This window comes from Limosilactobacillus caviae, assembly GCF_014635905.1.
Taxonomy (GTDB): Bacteria; Bacillota; Bacilli; order Lactobacillales; family Lactobacillaceae; genus Limosilactobacillus; species Limosilactobacillus caviae.
On sequence record NZ_BMDS01000003.1, the window covers coordinates 115,753 to 139,427 of the forward strand.

21 protein-coding genes and 2 tRNA genes are annotated in these 23,675 nt (G+C 37.8%); 18 read left to right on the forward strand and 5 right to left on the reverse strand.

Features of this window, described 5'->3' with window-relative positions; genetic code table 11:
* Positions 1-76 precede the first annotated feature (76 nt).
* Positions 77-1,435, forward strand: a complete 1,359-nt coding sequence (locus IEU90_RS05360) for an LPXTG cell wall anchor domain-containing protein (protein WP_153710132.1) — start codon at positions 77-79, stop codon at positions 1,433-1,435.
* 124 nt (positions 1,436-1,559) lie between these two features.
* Here IEU90_RS05360 and IEU90_RS05365 read toward each other — a convergent pair whose 3' ends face one another.
* Positions 1,560-2,399 carry a DNA-binding domain-containing protein gene (locus tag IEU90_RS05365; protein WP_153710133.1) on the reverse strand — a complete coding sequence of 280 codons (840 nt, stop codon included), beginning with the start codon at positions 2,397-2,399 and terminating at the stop codon, positions 1,560-1,562.
* A 254-nt stretch (positions 2,400-2,653) separates the two neighbouring features.
* On the opposite strand from IEU90_RS05365, the gene argF reads away from it, so the two are divergent.
* Both argF and arcC read left to right on the forward strand, forming a co-directional pair.
* Positions 2,654-3,661: an ornithine carbamoyltransferase gene (gene argF, locus IEU90_RS05370; RefSeq protein ID WP_182597764.1), complete on the forward strand. Its 1,008-nt coding sequence runs from the start codon at positions 2,654-2,656 to the stop codon at positions 3,659-3,661.
* Positions 3,662-3,677: 16 nt separating this feature from the next.
* Complete coding sequence (arcC, locus tag IEU90_RS05375) at positions 3,678-4,610, forward strand: carbamate kinase (RefSeq protein WP_153710135.1); 933 nt, start codon at positions 3,678-3,680, stop codon at positions 4,608-4,610.
* A 46-nt stretch (positions 4,611-4,656) separates the two neighbouring features.
* On the opposite strand, the gene IEU90_RS05380 is transcribed toward arcC, so the two are convergent.
* Together IEU90_RS05380 and IEU90_RS05385 are read right to left on the reverse strand one after the other, a co-directional pair.
* A complete protein-coding gene (locus IEU90_RS05380; RefSeq protein WP_188357834.1) occupies positions 4,657-5,565 on the reverse strand; it encodes a DMT family transporter in 909 nt (302 codons plus the stop codon).
* Between the two features lie 87 nt (positions 5,566-5,652).
* The gene (locus IEU90_RS05385; protein WP_225431294.1) at positions 5,653-6,177 is read right to left on the reverse strand and encodes a matrixin family metalloprotease; all 525 of its coding nucleotides are present in this window, start codon (positions 6,175-6,177) and stop codon (positions 5,653-5,655) included.
* A 328-nt stretch (positions 6,178-6,505) separates the two neighbouring features.
* On the opposite strand from IEU90_RS05385, the gene IEU90_RS05390 reads away from it, so the two are divergent.
* The 10 genes from IEU90_RS05390 to IEU90_RS05435 all read left to right on the forward strand — a co-directional run bounded on the left by IEU90_RS05390 (position 6,506) and on the right by IEU90_RS05435 (position 16,434).
* Entirely contained in the window at positions 6,506-6,877 is a 372-nt protein-coding gene (locus IEU90_RS05390) for a cupredoxin domain-containing protein (protein WP_153710137.1), read from the forward strand.
* Entirely contained in the window at positions 6,877-7,164 is a 288-nt protein-coding gene (locus tag IEU90_RS05395) for a cupredoxin domain-containing protein (protein ID WP_153710138.1), read from the forward strand. The genes IEU90_RS05390 and IEU90_RS05395 overlap by 1 nt, the downstream gene beginning before the upstream one ends.
* The gene (locus IEU90_RS05400) at positions 7,164-9,110 is read left to right on the forward strand and encodes a copper-translocating P-type ATPase (protein ID WP_153710139.1); all 1,947 of its coding nucleotides are present in this window, start codon (positions 7,164-7,166) and stop codon (positions 9,108-9,110) included. Before IEU90_RS05395 ends, IEU90_RS05400 begins: the two co-directional genes overlap by 1 nt.
* Before the next feature lie 108 nt (positions 9,111-9,218).
* Positions 9,219-9,698 (forward strand): DUF7679 family protein, encoded by a 480-nt coding sequence (locus IEU90_RS05405; protein WP_188357836.1) that lies wholly within the window; start codon positions 9,219-9,221, stop codon positions 9,696-9,698.
* 64 nt (positions 9,699-9,762) lie between these two features.
* Positions 9,763-9,835: transfer RNA gene (locus IEU90_RS05410), tRNA-Gln, on the forward strand.
* A 97-nt stretch (positions 9,836-9,932) separates the two neighbouring features.
* Entirely contained in the window at positions 9,933-10,262 is a 330-nt protein-coding gene (locus tag IEU90_RS05415) for a hypothetical protein (RefSeq protein WP_153710141.1), read from the forward strand.
* Between the two features lie 60 nt (positions 10,263-10,322).
* Positions 10,323-11,879, forward strand: coding sequence for a cation:proton antiporter (locus tag IEU90_RS05420; RefSeq protein ID WP_153710142.1), 1,557 nt, complete (start codon positions 10,323-10,325; stop codon positions 11,877-11,879).
* Positions 11,880-11,932: 53 nt separating this feature from the next.
* Positions 11,933-12,005: transfer RNA gene (locus IEU90_RS05425), tRNA-Glu, on the forward strand.
* Between the two features lie 151 nt (positions 12,006-12,156).
* Positions 12,157-13,038, forward strand: coding sequence for a hypothetical protein (locus IEU90_RS05430; protein WP_229723605.1), 882 nt, complete (start codon positions 12,157-12,159; stop codon positions 13,036-13,038).
* 285 nt (positions 13,039-13,323) lie between these two features.
* Complete coding sequence (locus IEU90_RS05435; protein WP_188357837.1) at positions 13,324-16,434, forward strand: mucin-binding protein; 3,111 nt, start codon at positions 13,324-13,326, stop codon at positions 16,432-16,434.
* 112 nt (positions 16,435-16,546) lie between these two features.
* On the opposite strand, the gene IEU90_RS05440 is transcribed toward IEU90_RS05435, so the two are convergent.
* Positions 16,547-17,113, reverse strand: a complete 567-nt coding sequence (locus tag IEU90_RS05440) for a hypothetical protein (RefSeq protein ID WP_153710154.1) — start codon at positions 17,111-17,113, stop codon at positions 16,547-16,549.
* 205 nt (positions 17,114-17,318) lie between these two features.
* Here IEU90_RS05440 and IEU90_RS05445 point away from each other — a divergent pair, with 205 nt between their 5' ends.
* From IEU90_RS05445 to IEU90_RS05465, 5 genes are all read left to right on the forward strand, one after another.
* Positions 17,319-18,344 carry a serine hydrolase domain-containing protein gene (locus IEU90_RS05445; protein ID WP_188357876.1) on the forward strand — a complete coding sequence of 342 codons (1,026 nt, stop codon included), beginning with the start codon at positions 17,319-17,321 and terminating at the stop codon, positions 18,342-18,344.
* Positions 18,345-18,550: 206 nt separating this feature from the next.
* Positions 18,551-19,780, forward strand: a complete 1,230-nt coding sequence (gene arcA / locus IEU90_RS05450; protein WP_153710155.1) for an arginine deiminase — start codon at positions 18,551-18,553, stop codon at positions 19,778-19,780.
* Positions 19,781-19,894: 114 nt separating this feature from the next.
* A complete protein-coding gene (locus tag IEU90_RS05455) occupies positions 19,895-20,356 on the forward strand; it encodes an arginine repressor (protein ID WP_153710156.1) in 462 nt (153 codons plus the stop codon).
* Between the two features lie 20 nt (positions 20,357-20,376).
* Positions 20,377-21,798, forward strand: a complete 1,422-nt coding sequence (locus IEU90_RS05460; protein ID WP_182602919.1) for a basic amino acid/polyamine antiporter — start codon at positions 20,377-20,379, stop codon at positions 21,796-21,798.
* Between the two features lie 48 nt (positions 21,799-21,846).
* Positions 21,847-23,253: an amino acid permease gene (locus IEU90_RS05465; protein WP_188357838.1), complete on the forward strand. Its 1,407-nt coding sequence runs from the start codon at positions 21,847-21,849 to the stop codon at positions 23,251-23,253.
* A 150-nt stretch (positions 23,254-23,403) separates the two neighbouring features.
* Here the strand turns inward: IEU90_RS05465 and IEU90_RS05470 are convergent, their stop codons facing one another.
* Positions 23,404-23,664, reverse strand: a complete 261-nt coding sequence (locus IEU90_RS05470) for a hypothetical protein (RefSeq protein ID WP_188357839.1) — start codon at positions 23,662-23,664, stop codon at positions 23,404-23,406.
* Positions 23,665-23,675 lie beyond the last annotated feature (11 nt).

The window sequence follows — 23,675 nt, forward strand, 5'->3', positions numbered from 1 at the left end:
AAGTGCTTGCGTTTACATTAGAATACTGTAATAATTAAAATGATTTTTGGTTATATTTTTTGGAGGTATTTTTATAATGGTTAATAATTTGAAAAAGAAAATCCTGATGGCAGCGACCGTTTCAGGAGCATTAGCATCTGTTACAATTGCTGGCAACGTTACAGCTTATGCCGATTCAAACGATCAATCATCTGATAACGTATCTATTAAAACAAGCACTGATAACGCTGTAACAAATGCTCAGGCTACAGTTACAACAGCTAAGACAAACGTAGAAGATACCCAAACTTCATTAAATCAGGCTAAGGGCCTTCAAAGCGATGCTCAGCAGAAAGTTCAGCAGGCAACTGATGGGGTAAACAATGCTCAAAATCAAGTAGCTACTGCACAAAAGGCACTTGAAAATGCTAAAGCTGCTCAACCTACAGCGCCAACAAATAAGCCAGTAACGGTTGATATGGAATTCGTAAAACCTGATGGCAGCCGTTCTTTAGCACAAAATTTCTTTGCAAATAAGGCTACTGCAGAATTAAATGATAATCAAAATGCTAATATTACAATCCATATGACAAAAGGAACCCAATATGTTAAAGGCCTTTCATACAACGGAGAAGCACTTACACAAACATCAACGGGTGATTGGACCTTTACAGCACCGCTTGAGAGTGAGTATCAAATTGATATGAACTTAAATACGCCAATTGGAGCGATGAAACAATCAGCTATCCTTAAGGCAGATGTCAAAGGGGCATTGCAAGATCAGCTTGCGGCACAAACACAAGTGGCAAATGCTGCGAAGGATGTTGCAGATAAGGAAGCTGCCCTTCAAACAGCACAACAGAATTTGAAGGATCAGGAAACCGCTTTGGCTAATGCAAATGCAGAATTAAAAGACGCAGATGCAAAGGTAGCTAATGCACAGACACAGTTAGACCAAGCTCAACAAGCATTAGTTGCTGCTAACGAAAAATTAAAAGAAGCCCAAAGCAAAGTTGAAATTCCAGCTAACCATTCTAAAGACACACCTACTGACCAAGGGAAAACTGAAGTAAAGAATAATGACGATGGTCAAGCTACCAGTGACACAAACAATGTTAACGATACTAAAGCATCGACAACTGACAACGATGCAAAACCAGAATCAGTCGTTAACAAGCAAGAGAATGCAGCTGCTAGTGATAACCAACAACAAAAGACACAGACAAAGCCGGTTATGGTTGTTACAAAGGATGTAGCTGCTAATGAAACAGCAGCACAAAAGAATGTTACTAAGGTAACACCTGGTAACACCGAAAAAGTTGTTGTTCGTCAGGCTAACACAAATAATAATGTTAAGTTGCCTCAAACTGGTAACCAACATCAAGTTATTGCATTAGCTCTTGGTAGTGCAATGCTTGCATTTGCTGGTGTTATTCTTCGCAAAAAGTTTAATTAATAAAAAGAAAGATAGGACATAGAGCCTATTCCTATTATTGATATAAAAAGCGAATAGTATGGTATAAATATGGCCTCTAAAGCTCGGGATAGCCGAACCTTAGAGGCCTATTTATGATTTCTTTTTACTTTACCTCCTGAATTAACCCATTGAAAAAGTGTTTGAGTGATACTTGTCCGCCTGTCTTGCGTTCTTCTTTGAGAAATTGCATTTCATTATGGATATTCTTGTACTCATACAGGTTATTGGCATATTCGAGGATAATATCATTTTCTGGATAGTCCATGCACATATGGGCAAGGTTACTGAGACCAGTTTTTATATCGCGACGAATTCGCTGAAAAATAATTTTCTTTTCCCGATCATTACATTGAAATAATTCTTCAAAGTCAACTTCATCAAAATTAATATCACGTTCAATCATTGTATTAATAAGCCTGTTAATTGCAGTTGCTCCATTTCCAGACGTAATACCGAGAAAACGCAAAATAGATTGAGCGTTTTCTTTTTTTTTGTTTTTACCACTAATTGTTACTGTATTATTATTTGTCGCTGCTCCGCTAACAAGGTCTAAAACTTGAAGAAGACGATTGGACATATTAATATTTTGCGCCGCTAGTTTAATAACCGATTTAACTTCTGCAATATTTAAGGGCTTTTCAATAAAGAAATCAATACCATGTTGGTATGCGCTTGTTTTTACAGAAGGGAGGATTGCCTGAGCAGTCATAATGAAATGCGGATAATGATGACTATCCTGGATCTTTTGAATAAGCCGCACTCCATCCATTTCCGGCATTGCATAATCAATAAACATAATATCAATTCCCAACCGCATTGCGTCATCATAGGCCTGCTGCGGATTGGAAGTTGTCCCGACTACGGTATTATTAAAATCATTTTCAATAATATTGGATAATAAATGAATAATTTTACTGTCATTATCTAAAATATAAAAATTCATGTATTTTCACCGATTTCTTGATGTTATTTGAAGTATTTTGAAACTTAGCTTTATTTTACACTTTGTGAAGATTGGGGACAATAGCAACGTTATTTTACAAATGTGAAGCTGTTTCCGCTTACATCACTGTGAACAAAGGACTTGATGTTAGAAAATATCTAAATTTTTTGAAGGTATTTTTTGAAGCTGTTTGAAGTATTTTGAAACTTTTTCCTATTATAGTAATTGTATTAAGACCTTAGGAGGAAATAAAAATGGCTTTTAATTTACGTAATCGTAGTTTCTTAACTCTTGCAGATTTTAACACTCGGGAAATGGAATACATGCTTGACCTTGCAGAAGACCTAAAGAAGGCTAAGTATGCCGGCACAGAAGGAAAGAATCTTGAAGGCAAAAACATTGCTTTGATCTTTGAAAAGAGTTCTACTCGTACCCGTTGTTCTTTTGAAGTTGGCGCAAAAGACGAAGGTGCTCATGTAACTTACCTTGGTCCTTCAGGCTCACATATTGGTCACAAGGAATCAGTTAAGGATACTGCTCGTGTTCTTGGTGGAATGTTCGATGGTATTGAATATCGTGGATTCTCCCAACGTAATGTTGAAATTTTAGCTAAGTACTCTGGTGTTCCCGTATGGAATGGTTTAACTGATGAAGATCACCCAACACAAGTACTTGCTGACTTCTTAACAGCTCATGAAGTTTTGAAGAAGCCATACAAGGATATTAAGTTTGCTTTTGTTGGCGATGGTCAAGATAATGTTTCAAATGCATTGATGCTTGGTGCTGCAGTAATGGGCATGGAATACCATGTTGTTACTCCTAAGGAATTGGAACCAACTAAGGAAACATTAGATAAGGCTAACGCAATTGCTGCCAAGACTGGTGCAAAGATTGTCGTTACTAATGACATCAAGGAAGGTGTCAAAGGAATGGACGTAATCTATGCTGATGTTTGGGTATCAATGGGTGAATCTGACGATATGTGGGAAAAGCGGATTAACCTCCTTAAGCCATACCAAGTAACGATGGATGTTATGAAGGCAACTGAAAATCCTAATGTTCTCTTTGAACACTGTCTTCCTGCATTCCACAACCTTGATACTGAAGTCGGTAAGGAAATCGAGAAGAAGTTTGGTTTAAAGGAAATGGAAGTTACTGATGAAGTCTTTGAAAGTGAACATTCAGTTGTCTTCCGTGAAGCTGAAAACCGGATGCACACTATTAAGGCAGTCATGGTTGCAACTTTAGGTGAAAAGAACTAATTAGGAGGCATTTGCCATGGCTAAAGTAGTCGTTGCTTTAGGGGGAAACGCATTAGGCAAATCACCCGAAGAACAGTTAAAACTTGTAAAAAATACAGCTTCTTCCTTAATTGGTTTAATTGCCGCGGGAAATCAAGTGGTTATTAGTCACGGTAATGGTCCCCAAGTTGGTGCCATCAATTTAGGAATGAATTTTGCTGCCGAAAATGGTAAAACTGCAGCTTTTCCATTTCCAGAATGCGGTGCTATGAGCCAAGGATACATTGGCTATCATTTACAACAAAGCTTAGAAAATGAATTGCACCGTCGTTGGATGAATAAGAGCGTTGCAACAATCGTGACCCAAATTGCGGTTGATCCTAATGATCCAGCTTTTGAGAATCCATCAAAGCCGGTTGGTGATTTTTACACTAAAGAGCAAGCTGATGAGATTGCAAAAGAAAAGGGTTATACCTTTAAAGAAGACGCTGGACGTGGGTATCGTCAAGTTGTTCCATCTCCATTGCCGATGAAGATTATGGAGCTTGATAGTATTAAGACTTTGATTGATGCAGATAAGCTTGTTATTGCCGGTGGTGGCGGTGGTGTACCTGTTATCATTAGTGATAAGGGACTAAAAGGAGTTCCAGCGGTTATCGATAAGGACCGTTCAAGTGCACTTTTAGCTGACAATATTGATGCTGATAAATTAATCATCTTAACTGCGGTTGACCATGTTTATATTAACTATGGAAAGCCGGATGAAAAAGCACTCAAGACATTGAACGTTGCGGAAGCTCAGCAATACATGAAAGAAGACCAATTTGCTGCTGGTAGTATGTTGCCTAAGATTGAGGCGTGTCTTTCATTTGTTGAAGGTCATCCAGAACGTGAGGCATTAATTACTTCATTAGATGGTCTTGATGATGCTCTTGCAGGCAAAGTCGGCACAGTTATTCGCGATAATTAATAAAAGGAAAGTGGTTAGGTAAAAAATCCTAAATCACTTTCCTTTTTTATTCTTTAATTTTCTGTGGAATACGAATATTAATTGCCAGAACTGCAACAATAACTAAGATTGATCCAAGAATATCTGCTCCTGTCATTTGCAAATGAAAGATTAGGACAGAACCAATCGTGGCCGATAAAGGCTCAAATGCGTCCATCAAACTAAATGTTGTTGCATCAATATATTTCAATGAATTATTAGCCAATTGGAAGGGGATAATCGTCCCAATAATCAGAATTCCTAATGTGTATAGCCAAACTGATGGAATGTTGGGAACTTGTGGTTGGTTGGGATGGATAAGTAATAAAATTAGCCCGGCAAATAGTAGTCCCCAGCCAGTAATAATCAGTGAAGGAACCTGCCCTTCTCGAAGCATGTCTTGCGGAATAAGGGTATTGGTTGCGACACCAATTGCAGAAATTATTCCCCATATAAGAACACTAAGCGTCATGGCTAAATGGTTGAATTGCCCATGAGTTGCGATAATAAAAACACCTAAAAAAGCAATAATTGCACTAATTATTTCAATCCGTCGTGGTGGAAGGTGACGAAAGACAGCTTGATAGGCAATGATAAAAAATGGGCCAATAAACTGGAGAATTGTTGCGATTGATGCATTTCCATATTGAACAGCCATAAAATAGGCATATTGAACGGGAACAAGCCCAAAAACGCCATATGCAAAGATAATCCATGCAGAGTGAAGATCCTTAAAAATTCGGAAGGGATGTTCACCACGAATTTGGCTTAATAAGACTAAAATAATTCCTGCCGATATCATCCGTACCTGTGTTAGCCACATGGATGTAATTGAACTGCTGACATTAAAAAGGGCCTTTGCGAAAAGCCCTGAAATACCCCAAAAAGTACAGGCAGTGATAATCATTGCTGTACCTAAAACTTTTTTATTTGACATACAAATACTCTTTCCAATTAGATTTTCTATTTCATTTTACCATACCAATTCTTTAAGGAGGGAGTCAGACTTTTTTTATTTTGTTGCTCATTTGTTCGTATTTCCCTCTACAATGACAGGGTGTGGAGTGCTGGAATATAAGGCTTTAACAGCTTGAATGTCCCGTGGTTGAATAGGGTAATATGAACCAGCTGGCTGCATTACAGAAGTTTTGTCAGTATGTTGTAGACCAATTGCGTGTCCTAGTTCGTGTTCTGCAGTATTGACGATTCGTTCCTGGGAGTACCCAAAAGCAGGATTCAATAGATAATAGGAATTTAGTTCAACCGTGGCATGAAGGTAATATCCGGTTGCAGAGTTCATACTTGTATTAGTAAGCCCAGCTGCTCCATTATTTGGATCATTTACGGCTGAAACAGTAATATTAGCGTTTTTATCGTTAACTACTTTGAAGGTAAAAGCTGCGGTGTTGTTCCATTGGGTAATTGCGGTTTCAGTAGCATTCTTTAATACTGGATTCTTGATGTCGATATAAATAGTCGCAGAGTTCTGCTGCCACCGTGCATCGGTAGGCGTATCTTGTGTGTCTGCTTGCTGATCGGTGCTTTGCATAGTTGGCGTGGCGATTTCTTTGCCGGTTATTCGGTGTAACCATGATTGAGTGAAGACTTGTGCATTATGGATGCCAATATTAAATTGTTCTTGAAAAGTAGAATTATTTTGATAAAACCAGATAATACCACCGAAGAATAATAAGTAAAATAAAATTAATGAGAAATTAAATCGTTTGATTAGTTACACCTCCTGACAATCAAATTTTAATTAAAAACTACTAAAACGTCCATTATTTAATGTCGTTCTTTATATGTTGACATTTGTAAACTTAAATAGTAAGCTATAACCATAATATGATTACAATTGTAAACGAGAGAAGGTGGGAATGTTGAGGATTGCAGTTATTATTGTTGCGCTGCTCTTAATTACCTTTATTATTTGGTGGTTCTTTGGAAAACACACAGAAGCTGCCGCAAATTCAACAATTGTTAATGATGAACAAACGGCGACAATTGTAGTTAACGGTGGGTATTCACCATCAACGGTGATTTTGAAAAAGGGGATACCAGCACAGGTTAACTTTGATATGCGTGACTCTACTGCTTGTTTATCACATGTAGTTTTTGAACAATTAGGAGTTAATAAGGACTTAACAAAGCAAAAGATTACGACAATTAGTATTCCTACAGATAAGGCACAAACGTTTAATTTTGCTTGTGGGATGGATATGTTTCATGGAAAGGTGATTGTTAAATAATGAGTATTTTTTCAAAAGATCAAACTAAAAAAGTAGTAGTTAATGCTGAAAACCATGGTTATAAGCCGGCAACAGTTACTTTTAAACAAGGTAAACCAGCGCAATTAAAATTTATTTCATCAAATAATATGGGCTGTATGAATGAAGTTGTATTTAAAGAGCTTGGTATTGATGAAAAACTAGATGGCAAAAAGGAAGTAACTATTGATATTCCAACAGATAAACCGGCAACCTATAACTATGCTTGTGGAATGGACATGTTTCATGGAAAGGTTGTTGTGAAGTAATGAAGCTTTCAAACATTCAGCGATTTTGGATTTCATTTGTCTTAGCGATTCCAATGCTGATCCAAATGCTTGCAATGCCCTTTCACTGGATGATGCCGGGCTATAATTGGATAGCATTGATTACTACCACCATTATTATGGCAATTTCAGCATTGCCGTATTGGAAGAGTGCAATTGCTGCTTTTAAGAAGCATAGCGCAAACATGAACACCCTAGTAGCGACGGGAACTGCGGTAGCATATTTCTATAGTATCTTTGCAATGATGACTGGAAGGGCAGTTTATTTTGAAAGTGCAGCTTTTGTTACTGTTTTCGTTTTGCTGGGAGATGCAATGGAAGAAAAGATGCATAATAATGCGTCTAGTGCCCTTGGTAAGTTAATGGGACTTCAAGCAAAGGATGCGGAGGTCTTAAGAGACGGGAAATTTGTAAAAGTACCGTTAGACCAAGTACAGGTTGGTGACCTTATTCATGTAAAACCAGGCGAAAAAGTACCGGTAGACGGGAAAATCTTAGAAGGGATAACTTCATTAGATGAATCGATGGTTACCGGTGAGAGCATACCTGTGATGAAAAAAGCAGGTGATACGGTTATCGGGTCTACGATTAATGGCAACGGAACAATTACTTTTAAGGCGACTAAGGTAGGTACCGATACTATGTTGGCACAAATTGTCGATTTAGTAAAAAAGGCGCAGACTAGTCATGCACCAATTCAGAATTTGACAGATAAAATTTCAAATATCTTTGTTCCGGTAGTAATGATTGTTGCGATTATCACATTTGTGGTCTGGTATTCATTTATTGGTGCTACGTTTGTACAAGCATTGTTATTTGCTGTTTCGGTAATTGTGATTGCTTGTCCCTGTGCCCTTGGTTTAGCAACGCCGACTGCTTTAATGGTTGGAACTGCGAGAAGTGCCAAAATGGGGGTTCTCATCAAAAATGGTGAAGTTTTACAAGAGGTCAGTGATATTGACACTGTTGTATTCGATAAAACCGGGACTATTACGGTTGGAAAGCCAGTGGTGACTGATATCGTTGGTGATCCGACAAGAGTACTGACAATTGCTGCTAGTCTTGAAGAGTCATCGGAACACCCCTTGGCTGCTGCAATTCTCGACGAAGCACAAGCTAAAGAAATCTCGCCCGTGAAAGTTGATCAATTTGAAGCAATCGAAGGAAAGGGTGTTCGTGCTAATTATAATAACCAAATTGCGTTCGTCGGTAGCAACCGTTTATTAGTTGATGTAAATATTTCCCAGGAAATGATTACCCGTGCAAAGCAATTGCAAAAAGAAGCCAAGACGGTTGTGTACGTTGGACTAGATAAAAAAATTATCGGCCTAGTTGCAATCCAAGATGTACCTAAGACAAGCTCAAAAGAAGCAATTACTGAATTGAAAAACCGCGGTCTTATGACAGTAATGTTAACAGGAGACAATGAACGAGTAGCCCACGCGATTGCTGATGAGGTAGGAATTGATAAAGTGATCGCAGAGGTAATGCCAAATGATAAGGCACAGCAAATTAAGAAGCTTCAGGATAAAGGTCGGAAAGTTGCCTTTGTTGGTGATGGTATTAATGATGCCCCTGCGCTATCGACAGCGGATGTTGGGATCGCAATGGGATCAGGAACAGATATTGCAATTGATTCTGGCGGAATTGTCTTGGTTCAAAATGATTTACGCGGTGTTGTCCGCGCACTAGATATTTCCAAAAAGACCTTTAACCGAATTAAATTAAATCTTTTCTGGGCGTTAATCTATAATGTTGTTGGAATACCGATTGCCGCTGGGTTATTTGCTTTTGTTGGCTTTACCCTTAGTCCTGAACTTGCAGGACTCGCAATGGCATTTAGTTCTGTTTCCGTTGTCAGCTCATCTTTATTACTGAATAATGCAAAAATTGCAGGAGAAGATACTGTTCAAGAGCCAATCAAGTAATATAGAATTAGGAAGAATTAATTTTTAAACACTTTTTGTTATAAAATGCACAAAGTAACGAGCTTTTGCGGTAAAATGTTATCGAAGTGATATTGAGGAGTGTTTAAAATGTCAACAGTATTTTTAGTTCGCGTTCAATTAAGCTCGGGAGTAGAACGTCATTATTTATTAGCAAATGATGTTGAGCCGGGATTGATGCATCGTTACCAGACTCGTGAAGATTGGCAAGAAGTAATTATTGATGCATTAATTAATGTTCCGCTTGCTCCATATTTACCAAGTAAGAAAATAACTCCGCCGATTGGGACAGCCAAAGTTATGGGTGTAAAAGCAGTCGACTTAGCAAATGTTGATAATAAAGTTCAAAGGACGCGAAGTCAATTTATAATGGCGGCAATATGGAAAAAGCAATCTGCCTTAGCAAATTATAATTATTTGCATCATGACTATGATAAGTGGACTCAGCGCCAGATTCAGGCGGATGTCGATTATTGGTGTAATTCAAAGCATCATTTGTTTGTTAATTTAGTTACAAAATGGCGATGCTACCGTCAACGACAACGTTTACAAGCAGAACTCAGAAAATAATAAAAAATGGTTGACTATTAGGTAACTTACATGTATAGTATATATCGTTGTAAGTTTATCTTATTGGGCATTCGCCAAACTGGTAAGGCAGTGGACTCTGAATCCATAATTTACTGGTTCGAGACCAGTATGCCCAATTATAACAATAGGTCTGTTAGGTTCATCTAACAGGCTTTTTATTTATGTCTTTTTACTAGTTATTTGTTATAATTACAGTCAAGTGAGGGGAAGAATATGGCTAGTAATTCTGATTCTATTTACTATGTTTTAACAAAACTAAAAAATCATCCAGAATTAATTAGGAATATTAAAGCACGGTATACTAATACGATTATGATTTTATTTGATGATTCGCTAAAAATAGCTGATGCATCATTTTACTTTCCAGTTGATCGTTTTATGGTTAACCGTTTATCTAATGACTTCGTGGCTAAGAATGGCGAATTACTTGATAAATATTTTGCAATGACTAACGGAACAAAGACAAATTATCATGATGTATGGGTAACGACTTGTCATATACCAGAGAAAAAAGTATATTTGTTAGAACTATCATTTGAATAACATAAGTTTGAGCTGCGACAAAAGAAGTCACAGCTTTATTTGTATTAGGAGAGATTTGTAATGCTTGTTTCCGCGATTGTTTTATTACTTGCATCAGTATTTAGCAGCATTATTGCTGGCTTTATTCCGCGTTTTTCAATTAACTATATAAGTATTCTTGTTGGGATTGTACTTGCGTTAATTATTCCACTGGACGAGCTTGTTGCACCGTTCAAGTCTGAGGTTTTTATGTATATTGTCGCCCCGTTAATTTATTTTGAAGGGCAAACAACGAGAATGAATTTAGTCGGTAAAAAATTTTGGCAAATTATTCAAACAGCAATTTTCTTGGTGCTTGTTGCCACTATCTTCACGGGCTTTGCAGTATCGTTGTTAGGGGTACAATTGGCTCTTGCTTTTTTAATGGGAGCATTAAGTACACCAACAGATGCGACGGCGACTGAATCTGTTTCAGAAGGATTGATTGTCCCAGAAGAACAAGAGAGTATCTTAAAAGTTGAGTCGTTATTTAATGATGCTTCAGGAATTATCCTAGTCAGTGCGATGGCATTATGGGTAAAAAATGGTCACTTTAATTATCAACAAACTCTTGTAGACTTCTTGCGTTCTGCTGGTGGCGGCGTGTTGATTGGGATATTGGCGGCACTTTTAATGATTAGCTTTCGACAATTGTTGACACGGTCAAATCGTTTTGCATATAATGCGCAAAATATGTTATTTTTAATTACTCCATTTGTGGTGTACTTTATTGCGGAAGAAGCTAAAGTGTCAGGAATTATTGCAGTTGTTTGTGCTGGCTTAATGCAAAATAGTGAGGGAATGCGGAGTAGATTTGTGTTGCCACGCCAGTATCACAATGGGATCACCTTAATGAACTTATTTCGTGAGATTTTGAATAACATGGTCTTTATTATTTTAGGATTATTAGTCGTTCGAATTATTAGGGCTGATTTAGTTGTCGGCAACACTAATATTGAATGGATAAGTATCGGGATAGTATTGTATGTGGTAAATCTTATTATTCGCTATTGCTATGGCTTGATCGTAAGAATGACTAACCGAGGAAGCATTATTTTTGCTCTAGGTGGTGTTCACGGGGCAGTAACGCTTGCACTAGTCTATATGATTATTGACAGTGTTTCTTCTTCACAGTTTGGTATTATAATTCTTGCTGAAATGTTGATGATTGTGTTAAGTATGGTCGTGCCGTCAATTATTTTTCGTTTTTTGCTGCCGCATAATTTATCAGTTAAAGAAAGTATTCGGCAAACAAATCGGTTACGGGACGAAATGGTTGAAGAGGGAATAAATGCTGTTAAAAAAATCTATCTTCCTGAGAATGTTCGTCAAAGTGTTTTGTACGATTTACAAGATCAAAAGAACGCCAATTCATTTAGTGATTTTTGGCGTCAGTGGATTCAGGCTAGTTGGCGGACAGAATTTAGTGACCAGGAGCGTGAATTAGAACAACGGGCACTCCTGTGGGCTTTCCGTGCAGAGCGCCAGTATCTTGATATGGTTTCACAACGGGAAAATATGCAAGAGTATGTTTACGAGCTGTTTAATGATGTGTTACTAGCAGAATCGATCCTGCTTGATCAGGATAAGTTTTATTGAAATAATGATTGACGAATATGGGAGGATAACGTATAATCATACTTGTACGTTATTGCCCGCTGGTCAAATTGGTTAAGACGTCGCCCTCTCAAGGCGGAGTTACGGGTTCGATCCCCGTGCGGGTGATTACACTTGTGTCTGTTACTCAGGAATATTGGGTAGCAGATTTTTTTATTTGTATTACAAATTTAGGAAAAGCGTTAAGAAAAGATTTAATTAATGCTATGATGGATTTGAGTAAAATAGAAAAGAATAGGACGGATTTGGTGAATTAATTATGCGAGTAATGAATTTAATGATAGTATTAGCAATTATTGCGATTGTTATTTTAGCTGCTCAATATATTTCACAGCTACGAAAGAACCGTAGCGGCAATAATTTTGTTAGTGGGGGACGTGTCTTTTTAAATTGGACATTAGTGGCCGTTTTAGTGATTTGTGTCGGTGGGATTGCTTTTGGAAGCATCCATCATTCACATCGTCAGGAAGCAAAGCCGGCTCAGACTGATAAGACTGAAAACGTTGAATATGCCGCCTCAAATAATGATAGCTTAGGAGAGGTTTCGGTTCAGTTTGATCGTAAGGTATCTTTGAATGATAATGGTGAAGCAAAGGTTAAGTTTAAGGTTTCTCCACAAATAACTTTAACGATTCGTGGGCATAAGAGCAAAGAAATTGTTAAAACCTTTAAGGCAAGTAAAGGCCAATCGCTTGTTAATCATAGTTACACATTTGATGTAGCAGGAACCTACGATATCATTGCAGAACGTGGTAACCAAAAAGTAACTAAAAAGCTAAAAGTTAAGGGTAACAGTAACTTAGAAAGTTCCTCTTCTTCTAGCGCTAGTTCGACTAGTAACAATTCTTCTTCAGCTGTTTCTTCCTCAAGTAGTTCTGCAGCATCGTCACACGCTAGTTCTTCAACTGCTTCTACTCAGAATAATAGCAGCAATAATACTTCTAATAATTCTACGACTGCTACATCGAACAATGGTGGCGCATCACGGAATTATGGTAGAGCTTATAATGCTCCAACTCCGCATTACAATGTTAATAGAGATAGCTCAAACCATGGTGAAGCTACTTCTAATCAGAGAGCGGAAGTTAACAATAGTACTAATTCACATGCCGAAGTAGTAAATGATGGAGATTATTACTGATGGACCTCAATATTAATAATGAACATTTAAATATCTTGTGATAAAAAAACTATCACCTTAAAAGAACAAAAGATAATTTTTTTATATGAAAAATTATTCTTTTGTTCTTTTTTATTATATTTAAGGTGCCCTTAGATACCTATATATCAACAAAAATGATATGAAATAAAAAAATGATTCCAGCAGTAAAATATTTATCAGTGTTGAAATAAGAAATGATTATATTATACTCAATGATGAAATAATGTTTATCGAACTATAAAAGCATATAAGGGGGATAAGAAAATGCTTGAGACAGAGGAAATGAAAAAAGATAAGGTAATTGGCGTCAAACTTACTCCAACTGAAACTATCGGGAGACAAATTAAGTTGAGAGATGCATCTGCTTCAAGTGTTGCTTTACTTAGCGATTCACAATTACTAGAAACCGAATTAAAATCGGTCCCTAACTTTGCAGCACAACAGCAGGAGTTAAGTGGTAGGGAACCAGTAATAAAAAATAATCCTGAATTAGGAGAATACCAATTAAATGATGATTTAGATGGGTTACAACATGGAACGTATCTACAAGCAACAAATAGCGAAAGTCATACGAAAGACCGTTCACTAGTCAGCCGAAATGAATTAAAAAAGACTGCTGCTTTGGTTAATTATCGTTCAGCGAGTGATTTTAGCGGTTATGGTCATTTGAAAAATGCCACAGAAACTGCTAAATCAGTAGAAGTAGTATATACTTTACCGTCTTTTGAAAGCAATGCGGGGGCAACTCAAATTGTTATTGATGGTTCACGAGTTAATGAATTTGATGGATTAGAATATAAAGATGAAAAAGGTAATGTAATTCCTGGATTTGACATTACATATAGTTATCAGGGGCATGAAGGTGAATATTCTACAATTGATACCTTAAAGCAACGGGATGATTTTAGCTGGGAAAAGGTTACTGCGGTGATGGTGTTCGGTTCGCTATTACCAAATAGTTCATACCGAGTTGAATTTCCGTTTAAGATTATCAATATTGAAAATCTTAATAGTCAAGAAACCTTTAACCTAAATGAGTACGCTTTTTATGATTTAACGGTTAATAAGCACACAACCTCTAAACTGAATTTCCGTCTGAGTACGCCGATTTTTGCATATGATGACTATAAAAATGTTCGTTTCATGGCCCTTGATCGAACTGAAGATAATGGGTATCAAGTGTTTGACCAAGATATTCAAGAAATAATGCCAACACTTGGTGAAGTTCCTTACGCGATTAGTAATTTTAATGATGAGGTCACAATTGATGATGATTCTGAGGATGTTTTGTGGCAGGGGGGCCAATACTTCTTTACTTTAGATTCTATTCAAAGTGCTATCCAAGAAAAGGGATATTCAGTTGATGTTGATGAAACAGGTCGAAAATTAATGGGTGCCTATGCGTTTACGACATCAAACTCCTTACTTGATTTGGAAAAATTAGACTTTATTCCATACGTGGTTATCCACCAATTACTTATTACTCAGAGCTTTACTTTAAGAGCGGAAACAAAGGATGAATGGAATTCATATGCGGGAGTTGTAAAAGTTAGCGGACTTTCTGCTAATAATAAGGAATTACCGGTTAGTCCTGAGCAAACGTTTATCGTTGATGATTCTGAATTGGAAGATGCTAACCCTGGTACCTATCCAGTTACAATTGGGTATTTCCTTAATGGAAGTGAAGACGATAATATGTTGATTACTTCATCAACTGATGTTTCAATTGTTGAAAATAAGCAAACTATTAACGTTTACTATGTTGACTTGGTTACTGCTACTAGCAAGGCAAAAGAAGACTTACAACCTGACGACGGGAAGATACTTGAGGAACGAACTCAGACTTTTACTGGTAAAGGCGATGAATCGTACCGTAATAAATTATGGGGAGCAGAAAGCGGCTTCGAGATTTTTAAGTACGACAAAGGTGCCGAGACAGGGACTTATGCTGGTGGGCAGCCTGCTAAGGATTACTATGTATACCTTACCCATAAAATTGAAAAAATTGATGAAGATCACCAAGTAACAAGAACGATTACTTTTAATATGCCGGATGGAGCCAAACAGGTTATTAAGCAAGATGGCCGAATTCAACGGTATGGTGTTATTGATAAAACTACTAATGAAAAAACATGGAGCGATTGGAGCAAAGCAAGCCTTCCAGCTGTGATTGCTCCAACCATTCCTGGATATTCAAGTAAGAATGTTGATGCCCAACCGATTTCGCTAACTTCTAAGGACAGCAGTATCGATGTTACCTATCGTCCCAAGAAAGTCGATGTCAAGATCAAGTTTGTTGATGAAGAGGGCAACCAAATTGAAGAACAAACTGTTACCGGCTTGACTGGTGAACCAATTGATCATCTTTCGGCAATCAAGATTGATCATTTGGCAGAAGAAGGCTATGTGGTTGTCGATAATGAATTATCTAATGATGCGCGATTCACTGCTGAAGACGGGAACCAAGTAAAAGAGTATCAAATTGTTATCAGCAAAGAAGACCGTCAAGCACAACCTGTTACAATTTTTTACGTTGATGTTCCTGATGACCGGCTACCAATCGTTAGACCAACTTCTGGGCAAATTATTAAAAGCCGCACACAAAAGTTAGAAGTAGCTGAAGGTAAAAGCTATACAAATAAACTTTGGAAGTTTGAAGAAGCTGGTTACAAATTATTTAAGGCGGATAAAGGAGCGTCAAAAGGAAAGTACCTTGCAGGAAGTCTTGAACAGCAATATTATGTTTACCTGACTCACCAGACAACGCCGCTTAAAGAAGAGCATCGTGTAACAAGAACGATTAAAATCACAATGCCGGATCAAACACAGCAAGTAGTAACCCAGGAAGCTATTGCAACTCATTTAGGCGTACACGATGAAGTAACAGGAGAAGACGTTTGGCAAGACTGGACTGCTGGCGTATTACCAGAATATATTCCAACACCAATTGATGGTTATGAAGCATCGACTCTTCCAGCAGAAAAGGTTGATGAGAATGCTGAAAATCGTGAAGAAAGTGTTCTTTACACCGCTAAGCCAGCAGAAGTTTTAGTTAAGTTTATTGACCAAAACGAAAAAGAATTAAAGACCGAGTCAGTTAAAGGCACGACTGGCGATGAATTTAGCTATGATCCAGCTGATCAAATTAAGTCTTTTGAGGAACAAGGATATATTCTTGATGAAAATAACTTCCCAACGGACCATCATTTTATTGCTGGTAAGCAAACCTATGTTATTAAATTAAAGAAATTAGTGGCTGTAACACCACATGGAACTAATGATTCTGAAGCTGTAGTAAAGGAAGAACAACCTGTTAGCAGCGAAAATACTGCAAATAAAAAGGGAATCTTTGCTGCATTTAAGGGATTATTCTAAAGCAACAATGTCGTAGTCGTTGCTGTCTAAGTAAATATAAAAAAGCAAAATGGGCTTCAGAGTTCGGTAAAATCGAACGCTGAAGCCCATTAGTAATAAAAGTAAAAATTAATTATTTATCATAATTGCCAGTAATTGGGTTCATTTCTTGAATTTGATTTGTGGCAGGATCATATTGATAAGTACCGGTTAGGTGAGCGATATTCGGGTCGCCACCCTGATTATTACGTACTTCGATTTGGTAGTTATTATTTTGCTTATTCGGTGTTACATAGTAATGATTACCATCTTTTTGTACCCCGCTTGACTTAACAAAACTAGTTAAAACTTGTTGATCGCTTTGCGCAGGGGTGCTACTTGAAGCTGCCTGATTTTGGGATGAGTGATTAGCAACAGCTGAGTAAGTAGCAGAGCTTGCATTCTGCATGTTAGTTGAATTGGAAGTTTGCGATGATGTACTTGCTTTTTGGTCATTACTGGATTCTACGCTTGAAACATCAGAATGAGACTTAATTGCTTTTTGACTGTTTGTTGAAGAATTTGCTTGCTTACTTACCTTTGTAGCAGCAGTTGAGGTTTTTGTTGCTGGGGCCGCTGCACTATTTGCACATCCTGCTAGTCCGAAGGCGGTTAAAATTACTAGCGAACTTGTTAAAACTTTATTTGTCATCTTCATCATTTTCATGACCCCCTCATTCTCTCTTAATATAATTTCTGAAAATTATCACACTTATATTATACCGCCTTTTGAAATCTTTTTGTAACATTTTTAACTTTTTTGTTACAATTAATTGGCTGTTATCTTCTAATTGTTTAGAAATTTTCCCTCACCAGGAATTTACGTTAAAATTATTAACACTTAAAGGATTAAGGAGCTTTTAATGATGAATAAGTATGACTTGACGATTACTAAGCTGCATCAAATGGTTAAAGAAGGGATTGTTCCAGGGGTTAGCTATTTGATTTTTGACGGTAACGACACGATAAAAGAAGTAACGGGGATGGCCCAGATTTATCCAGACGTAGCCAAATTAAAATCTAACATGTTATATGATGTTGCCTCACTTACAAAGGTAGTCGGAACTGTTCCGGTTATTGCAATGCTGGTTCAAGAAGGAAAAATAGGACTAGATGATCCGGTTAATAAGTATCTTCCAGAGTTTAGTGATGGGCGACCGACAATTCGTAACTTATTAACGCATACGTCTGGAATTGCGGGGTATATACCACATCGAAACGAACTTAATGCCGCGGAACTAAAGAAGGCTTTCTTAACAAGAATGCATGTTGAGGATAGCTTAAACCGCCAAATAAAGTACGCTGATGTAAACTACCTATATTTGGGGTGGATTATTGAACGAATTTGTAATGATCCGGTTCAAAAAGTAATTACTGATCGAGTCTTGAAACCATTAAATATGCCGACAGCAACGTTTACTCCTGATCCCGCCAAGTGTGTACCAACGGAGATCCAGGCTAAACGTGGAATAATCAAGGGGAAGACTCATGATCCCAAGGGATATATTCTTGGCGAGCACTGTGGTTGTGCTGGTTTGTTTGCATCGTTAGAGGACTTGACAATTTTTAGCCGAGCATTAATTGAAACAAACCTAAATAATCTTTTATCCTCCGCGATGATTGATGCCTTCTTTAGGGATCAAACTCGTATTCCGGGGTCGCACACACGCTCACTTGGTTGGAAACTTTTCCATGCTCAAAGTCCTGACCGTCATCTTTTAATTAGTCATACTGGTTTTACGGGGACTTGGATGGTTTTAGACCGTCAAGCTGACCAAGGATTTATTGTCTTAACAAATCGTGTCCATCCAAGTGCTAAAAATCAAGAATATTTGGATGCCCGTGACAATCTCTTTGCCATTTATTTGAATGAAAAAGAAAAAACTTTGTGAAATTTATATACAGTTATGTGAATAAGCGTTTTCATGAAATATACGTTTTGAATGAACAGAATGTATAAAAACTGTTAATAATTTATATTAATAACTTCTTTTTATTTAATTCACTAAATGTTGATATATCGGCATTTGACAACGGTTACACAAACTAATAACATGTAATTGTAGTCAAGTGATACTTCAAAAAGGAGTGATATTGTATGCAAAGTCCAATTCATGTTACATCAGAAATTGGGAAGCTTAAGACAGTTATGTTGCATCGACCAGGTAAGGAAATTGAAAATGTTTATCCTGACATTCTTCACCGGATGCTTGTAGATGACATTCCATACTTACCGATCGCTCAAGAAGAACATGACCTTTTTGCACAAACATTACGGGACAATGGTGCTGAGGTATTGTATCTTGAAGATTTATTAACGGATGCATTGGCAGATAATGATATTAAGGAAGAATTCCTTGAAAAGATCATTGCGGAATCAGGCTATGCTGCTGGAGCAATTCATGATGGGTTAAAGGAGTACTTGCTTAGTTTTAACACCAAGGACATGGTTGATAAGATCATTGCAGGTGTTCGGAAAGATGAAATTAAGACTAAGTATGCTTCTCTTGCTGAATTAGCAGAAGACAAGGATTACCCATTCTACATGGATCCAATGCCAAATGCATACTTTACTCGTGACCAACAGGCATGTATCGGGGACGGAATTACTATTAATCGCATGACCTTCAAGGCACGTCAACGTGAATCTCTCTTTACTGAATACATTATTAATCATAACAAGCGATTTGCTGATAAGGGTGTTGAGGTATGGCGTAACCGGTACCCAGAAGGCCGCATTGAGGGTGGGGACGAATTAGTTCTCAGCGACCATGTATTAGCAATTGGTATTTCTCAACGGACATCAGCTAAGGCCATTACTGAATTAGCTGAAAGCCTCTTTGAAAAATCTAATTATGATACAGTAATTGCTATTCATATTCCTCATAACCATGCAATGATGCACCTTGATACTGTATTTACAATGATTAATTACGATCAATTTACAGTTCATCCAGCAATTTTACGTGATGGTGGTCATGTTGATGCATACATTATGCACCCAAGTAGTAATGGTGAAATTTCAATTACTCATGAAACGAACCTTAAAGAAATTTTGAAGAAGGCACTTGATAAGCCGGAAATTGATTTAATTCCTACTGGTGGCGGCGATCCGATTATTGCTCCACGTGAACAGTGGAATGACGGTTCTAACACGCTGGCAATTGCCCCTGGTGTAGTTGTAACTTATGACCGGAACTATGTCTCAAACGATTTGCTGCGTAAGCATGGTATTCTCGTTCATGAGGTTCGTTCAAGCGAATTATCACGTGGTCGTGGTGGTCCACGGTGCATGTCATGTCCAATTGTTCGTGAAGATCTTAAGTAGTAAATAAGATATTAAAAGCAGCAAATTTATCTGAGTTATTTTAGAAAGGGTATAATTTTGCTGCTTTTTCTTGTATTATTTTAGTGTAATTAACTTGATAAGAAGGGGACACGAATGGATCGAAAGGCAAGACGAAAATATATTGAACAAGTGGTTAATGACCGCAAGATTGAAACACAAGAAGAGTTGCTCAAATTGTTGGCGGATGCGGGTTTTGAAACAACCCAGGCAACTATTTCACGTGATATTCACGCACTAAATATCGTTAAGGCAAATGATGGTAATGGTCATACACACTACGTTCAATTACATGTGACACCAGAACACAACTTTGAACGGCTATATCAGGGTATTCATGATAATGTCCGGACAATTGAAACAGTTCAATTTATGAATGTAGTTAAGACGGCGCTTAATTCTAGTTATGCAACAATCTTAGCGGGGATGTTTGATGAACTTGATATTCCGGAAGTTGTAGGTACGCTTGCTGGCAACGATACCTTGATTATCATTAGTAAAAATAGTGATGATGCTAAAATGGTCTATGATTTAATTATTCAACACATGCATTCATAAATTGAATAGGAGGGATTTCTATGGATGGACAAAAGAAAGGTATCGGTAAAGGCGAACTAATTGCCTTAATTGTAAGTTCATGTATCGGTACCGGGATATTTGGTATTACTAGTGATGTTGCTGCAGCTGCGGCACCAGGTCCTGCTTTATTGGCTTGGATTTTCGTTGGTCTTGGTTTCTTAATGTTGGTTCTTTCCCTAAATAATTTGTCAGAAAAACGACCAGACCTTACTTCCGGGATCTTCTCGTATGCCGGAGCCGGATTTGGGCCACTAGGCGAGTTTATTTCCGGATGGTCTTACTGGCTGTCTGCATGGTTGGGAAACATTGCCTTTGCGACAATGCTAATGAGTTCAATCGGGACCTTTTTCCCAACGTTTAAGGGTGGTCAGAATTTACCATCAATTATCGTTGCCATCATCTTCTGTTGGCTATTAACGATTTTGGTTAACAATGGTGTTGAAAGTGCCTCTTTTGTTAATATGATCGGAACAATCTGCAAGGTGTTACCATTAGTTATCTTCATCATTATGATGGTTGTTTGCTTTAAGGCTGGAATGTTCACGACAGACTTCTGGGGACGTGTTGCTAACAATGCTTCTCAAGGAACGACAACGGGTTCTGTTTGGGAACAAATGAAGGGTACCTTAATGACGCTGATTTGGGTATTTATCGGGGTTGAAGGTGCTTCTGTTATGGCTAGTCGTGCTAAGTCGCTTACAGCCGCTCGGGAAGCTTCTTTAATTAGTTTTGGCCTCTTAGTAATCATCTATGTTTTGATTTCAATTTTGCCTTATGGTACATTAACCCGGGCAGAATTAGCTGGAATGGGTCAGCCTGCTATTGGACATGTTCTTCAAGCAACTGTTGGTAACTGGGGTTCAATCCTAATTAACGTTGGTTTGATCATTTCAACAATTGTTTCTTGGCTTTCCTGGACAATGCTTCCAGCTGAAACGACGATGCTGGTTGCCGATGATAAAGCAATGCCTAAAGTTTGGGGAAAGGTTAATGCTAAAAAAGCACCAACTGCTTCCTTAATGATTACTGCGGTATTACAAACAATATTCTTGTTCTCATTGCTTTTCACTGATAAAGCCTATGAATTTGCATATTCACTATGTAGTGCAGCAATTTTATTCTCATACTTATTTGTTGGACTTTACCAAATGAAATACAGTTCTGCACATCAAGAATGGGGACAATTCACGATCGGTTTGCTTTCTGCAGCATTCATGTTCGCATGTATGTTCCTTGCTGGATGGCAAGAAGTATTATTAGTTTCAATTAGTTTTATTCCTGGATTCTACATTTATTACTTAGCATGTAAAGAAAATGATCGTAAAGTTACAACTGCTGAAAAGTGGACAATGGCATTAATCTTAATTCTTAGTGTCATCGCAATTTGGCTTGTTGCCAATGGAACTATTGCCATTAGCTAGGTAAATAATGTATAATTATTCCGCATTTGAAGAATATTTATAAGTGAGGTGATTAAGGTGAAGGAAAAGAAATTAAATCTCTTCCTCTTAATCACCTTAATTGTAGGAACGATTATTGGTGGTGGGATTTTTAATAGTCCGACCGATTTGATTTTGAAAGCAAACCCAATGGCAGCATTAATCGCATGGTTGATTGGCGGCCTAGGAATTTTAACGCTGGTATTAGTCTTCTATAAACTCTCTGTTATTAAGCCGGAGATGAATGGTGGAATTTATACTTATGCAAAAGAAGGCTTTGGTAATTACGTAGGTTTCAATTCCTTTTGGGGATATTGGATGGGGGCAGTATTTGGTAACATTGCCTTTATTTCACTCTTCTTTAAAACCTTAAATAGTATGTTAGGTTCGCACCAGCTTTCACCGTTGATGTGCTTTATCGGTGGCTCAATTATCTTATGGGGATATACAGCTATCACATGGTTTGGTGTTCATGAAGCAAGCATCTTAAACGCGGTCATTACGATTATAAAAATCCTACCGTTGCTCTTGGTAGTTGTTATAGGGATTTTTGCTTTCCAGCCGCATATTTTTAATGTTCCGGATTGGACTACTGTTCTTGCGGTCAATCAGACGCATGTATCATTTGGTAACCAGATCAGTGGTGCGATGAGTACGATTGTCTGGTGTTTTGTTGGAATCGAAGCTGCTGTTTCAATGTCCCGACGAGCAAGTCGGCCACGAGATGTTGGGAAGGCGACAATTATTAGTTTTGTGATTGTGTTAGTCCTTTATATCTCAATTTCAATTATTCCAATGGGGATTTTAACAGCTAAGGAGCTAAGTCAGACCTCGGTTCCGCTTGCTGCTGCTCTGAGCCATACTGCATTAGGCGTTGCTGGAAGCCTAATTATCAAAATCGGCTTATTAGTTTCGCTGCTGGGTGCTCTTCTAAGCTGGTTTATGATTGGACCGGAGATTGCATATGTAACAAGCTACGATCGGGACATGCCGCGCGCGTTTAAGATTGTTAACCGTCATAGTGTTCCGGGGTTTGCATTGATTGTATATACGATAATTATGCAGGGATGCTTGTTGGTGTTATTACTTCCCCAGCTTCAAACCGCGTACACAATTGCTTATACCTTAGCCGCAACAATGACATTAGTTGCTTACTTGTTGTCCGCATTATATGGCTTGAAATTAGCTATTCGCGAAAACTTGGGGATTGGCTTTAAGCTTATTGCTATTCTCGCGTCACTGTATTCTGTTTATATGTTAGTTGCTTCTGGACTTGAATATGTATTTGCTAGTGCGATTATTTTTGCACTTGGAATACCATTATTTGCAGGGGCTCCTAATAAAATGAGCAAAAAGGAAAAATGGTTGGCAGCTGTTATTGCACTAGCAGGTGTGATTGCGCTCATTTTGATCATTAATGGGAAAATTAGTTTTTAAGGACATGATGTCGGAAATTAAATTAGAATAGTATAGCTCAAAAAGGCTCCAGAGTTCGGTTTTGCCGAGCACTGGAGCCTTTTATCGTTCTTATGTTTTTTCTAAATTTTAATCTTCACTATTCATTTTACTTTTCATGTTATCCATTCGTCAAACAACATAGGTTTCAACTAATGTGATGAGGCTTACCCATAAAATTGTGAAATTCGATGAGGTAAGAAATAGTAAGATGATTAGTATCCAGGAGATCCAGTTCCAACGGCGCTCAAGACGTATTACTTTTACAAACCGTGGTGGAATCTTTGCCGGATTTTGAACAGCTAGTGCTTGAAGCTGCGAGAAGAGTCGAACTTCCCAAAAACTTTCAAGCAGGAAAATAATGGTAAATACAAATGTTATTGTTTGATTCACTGGTTGTCACC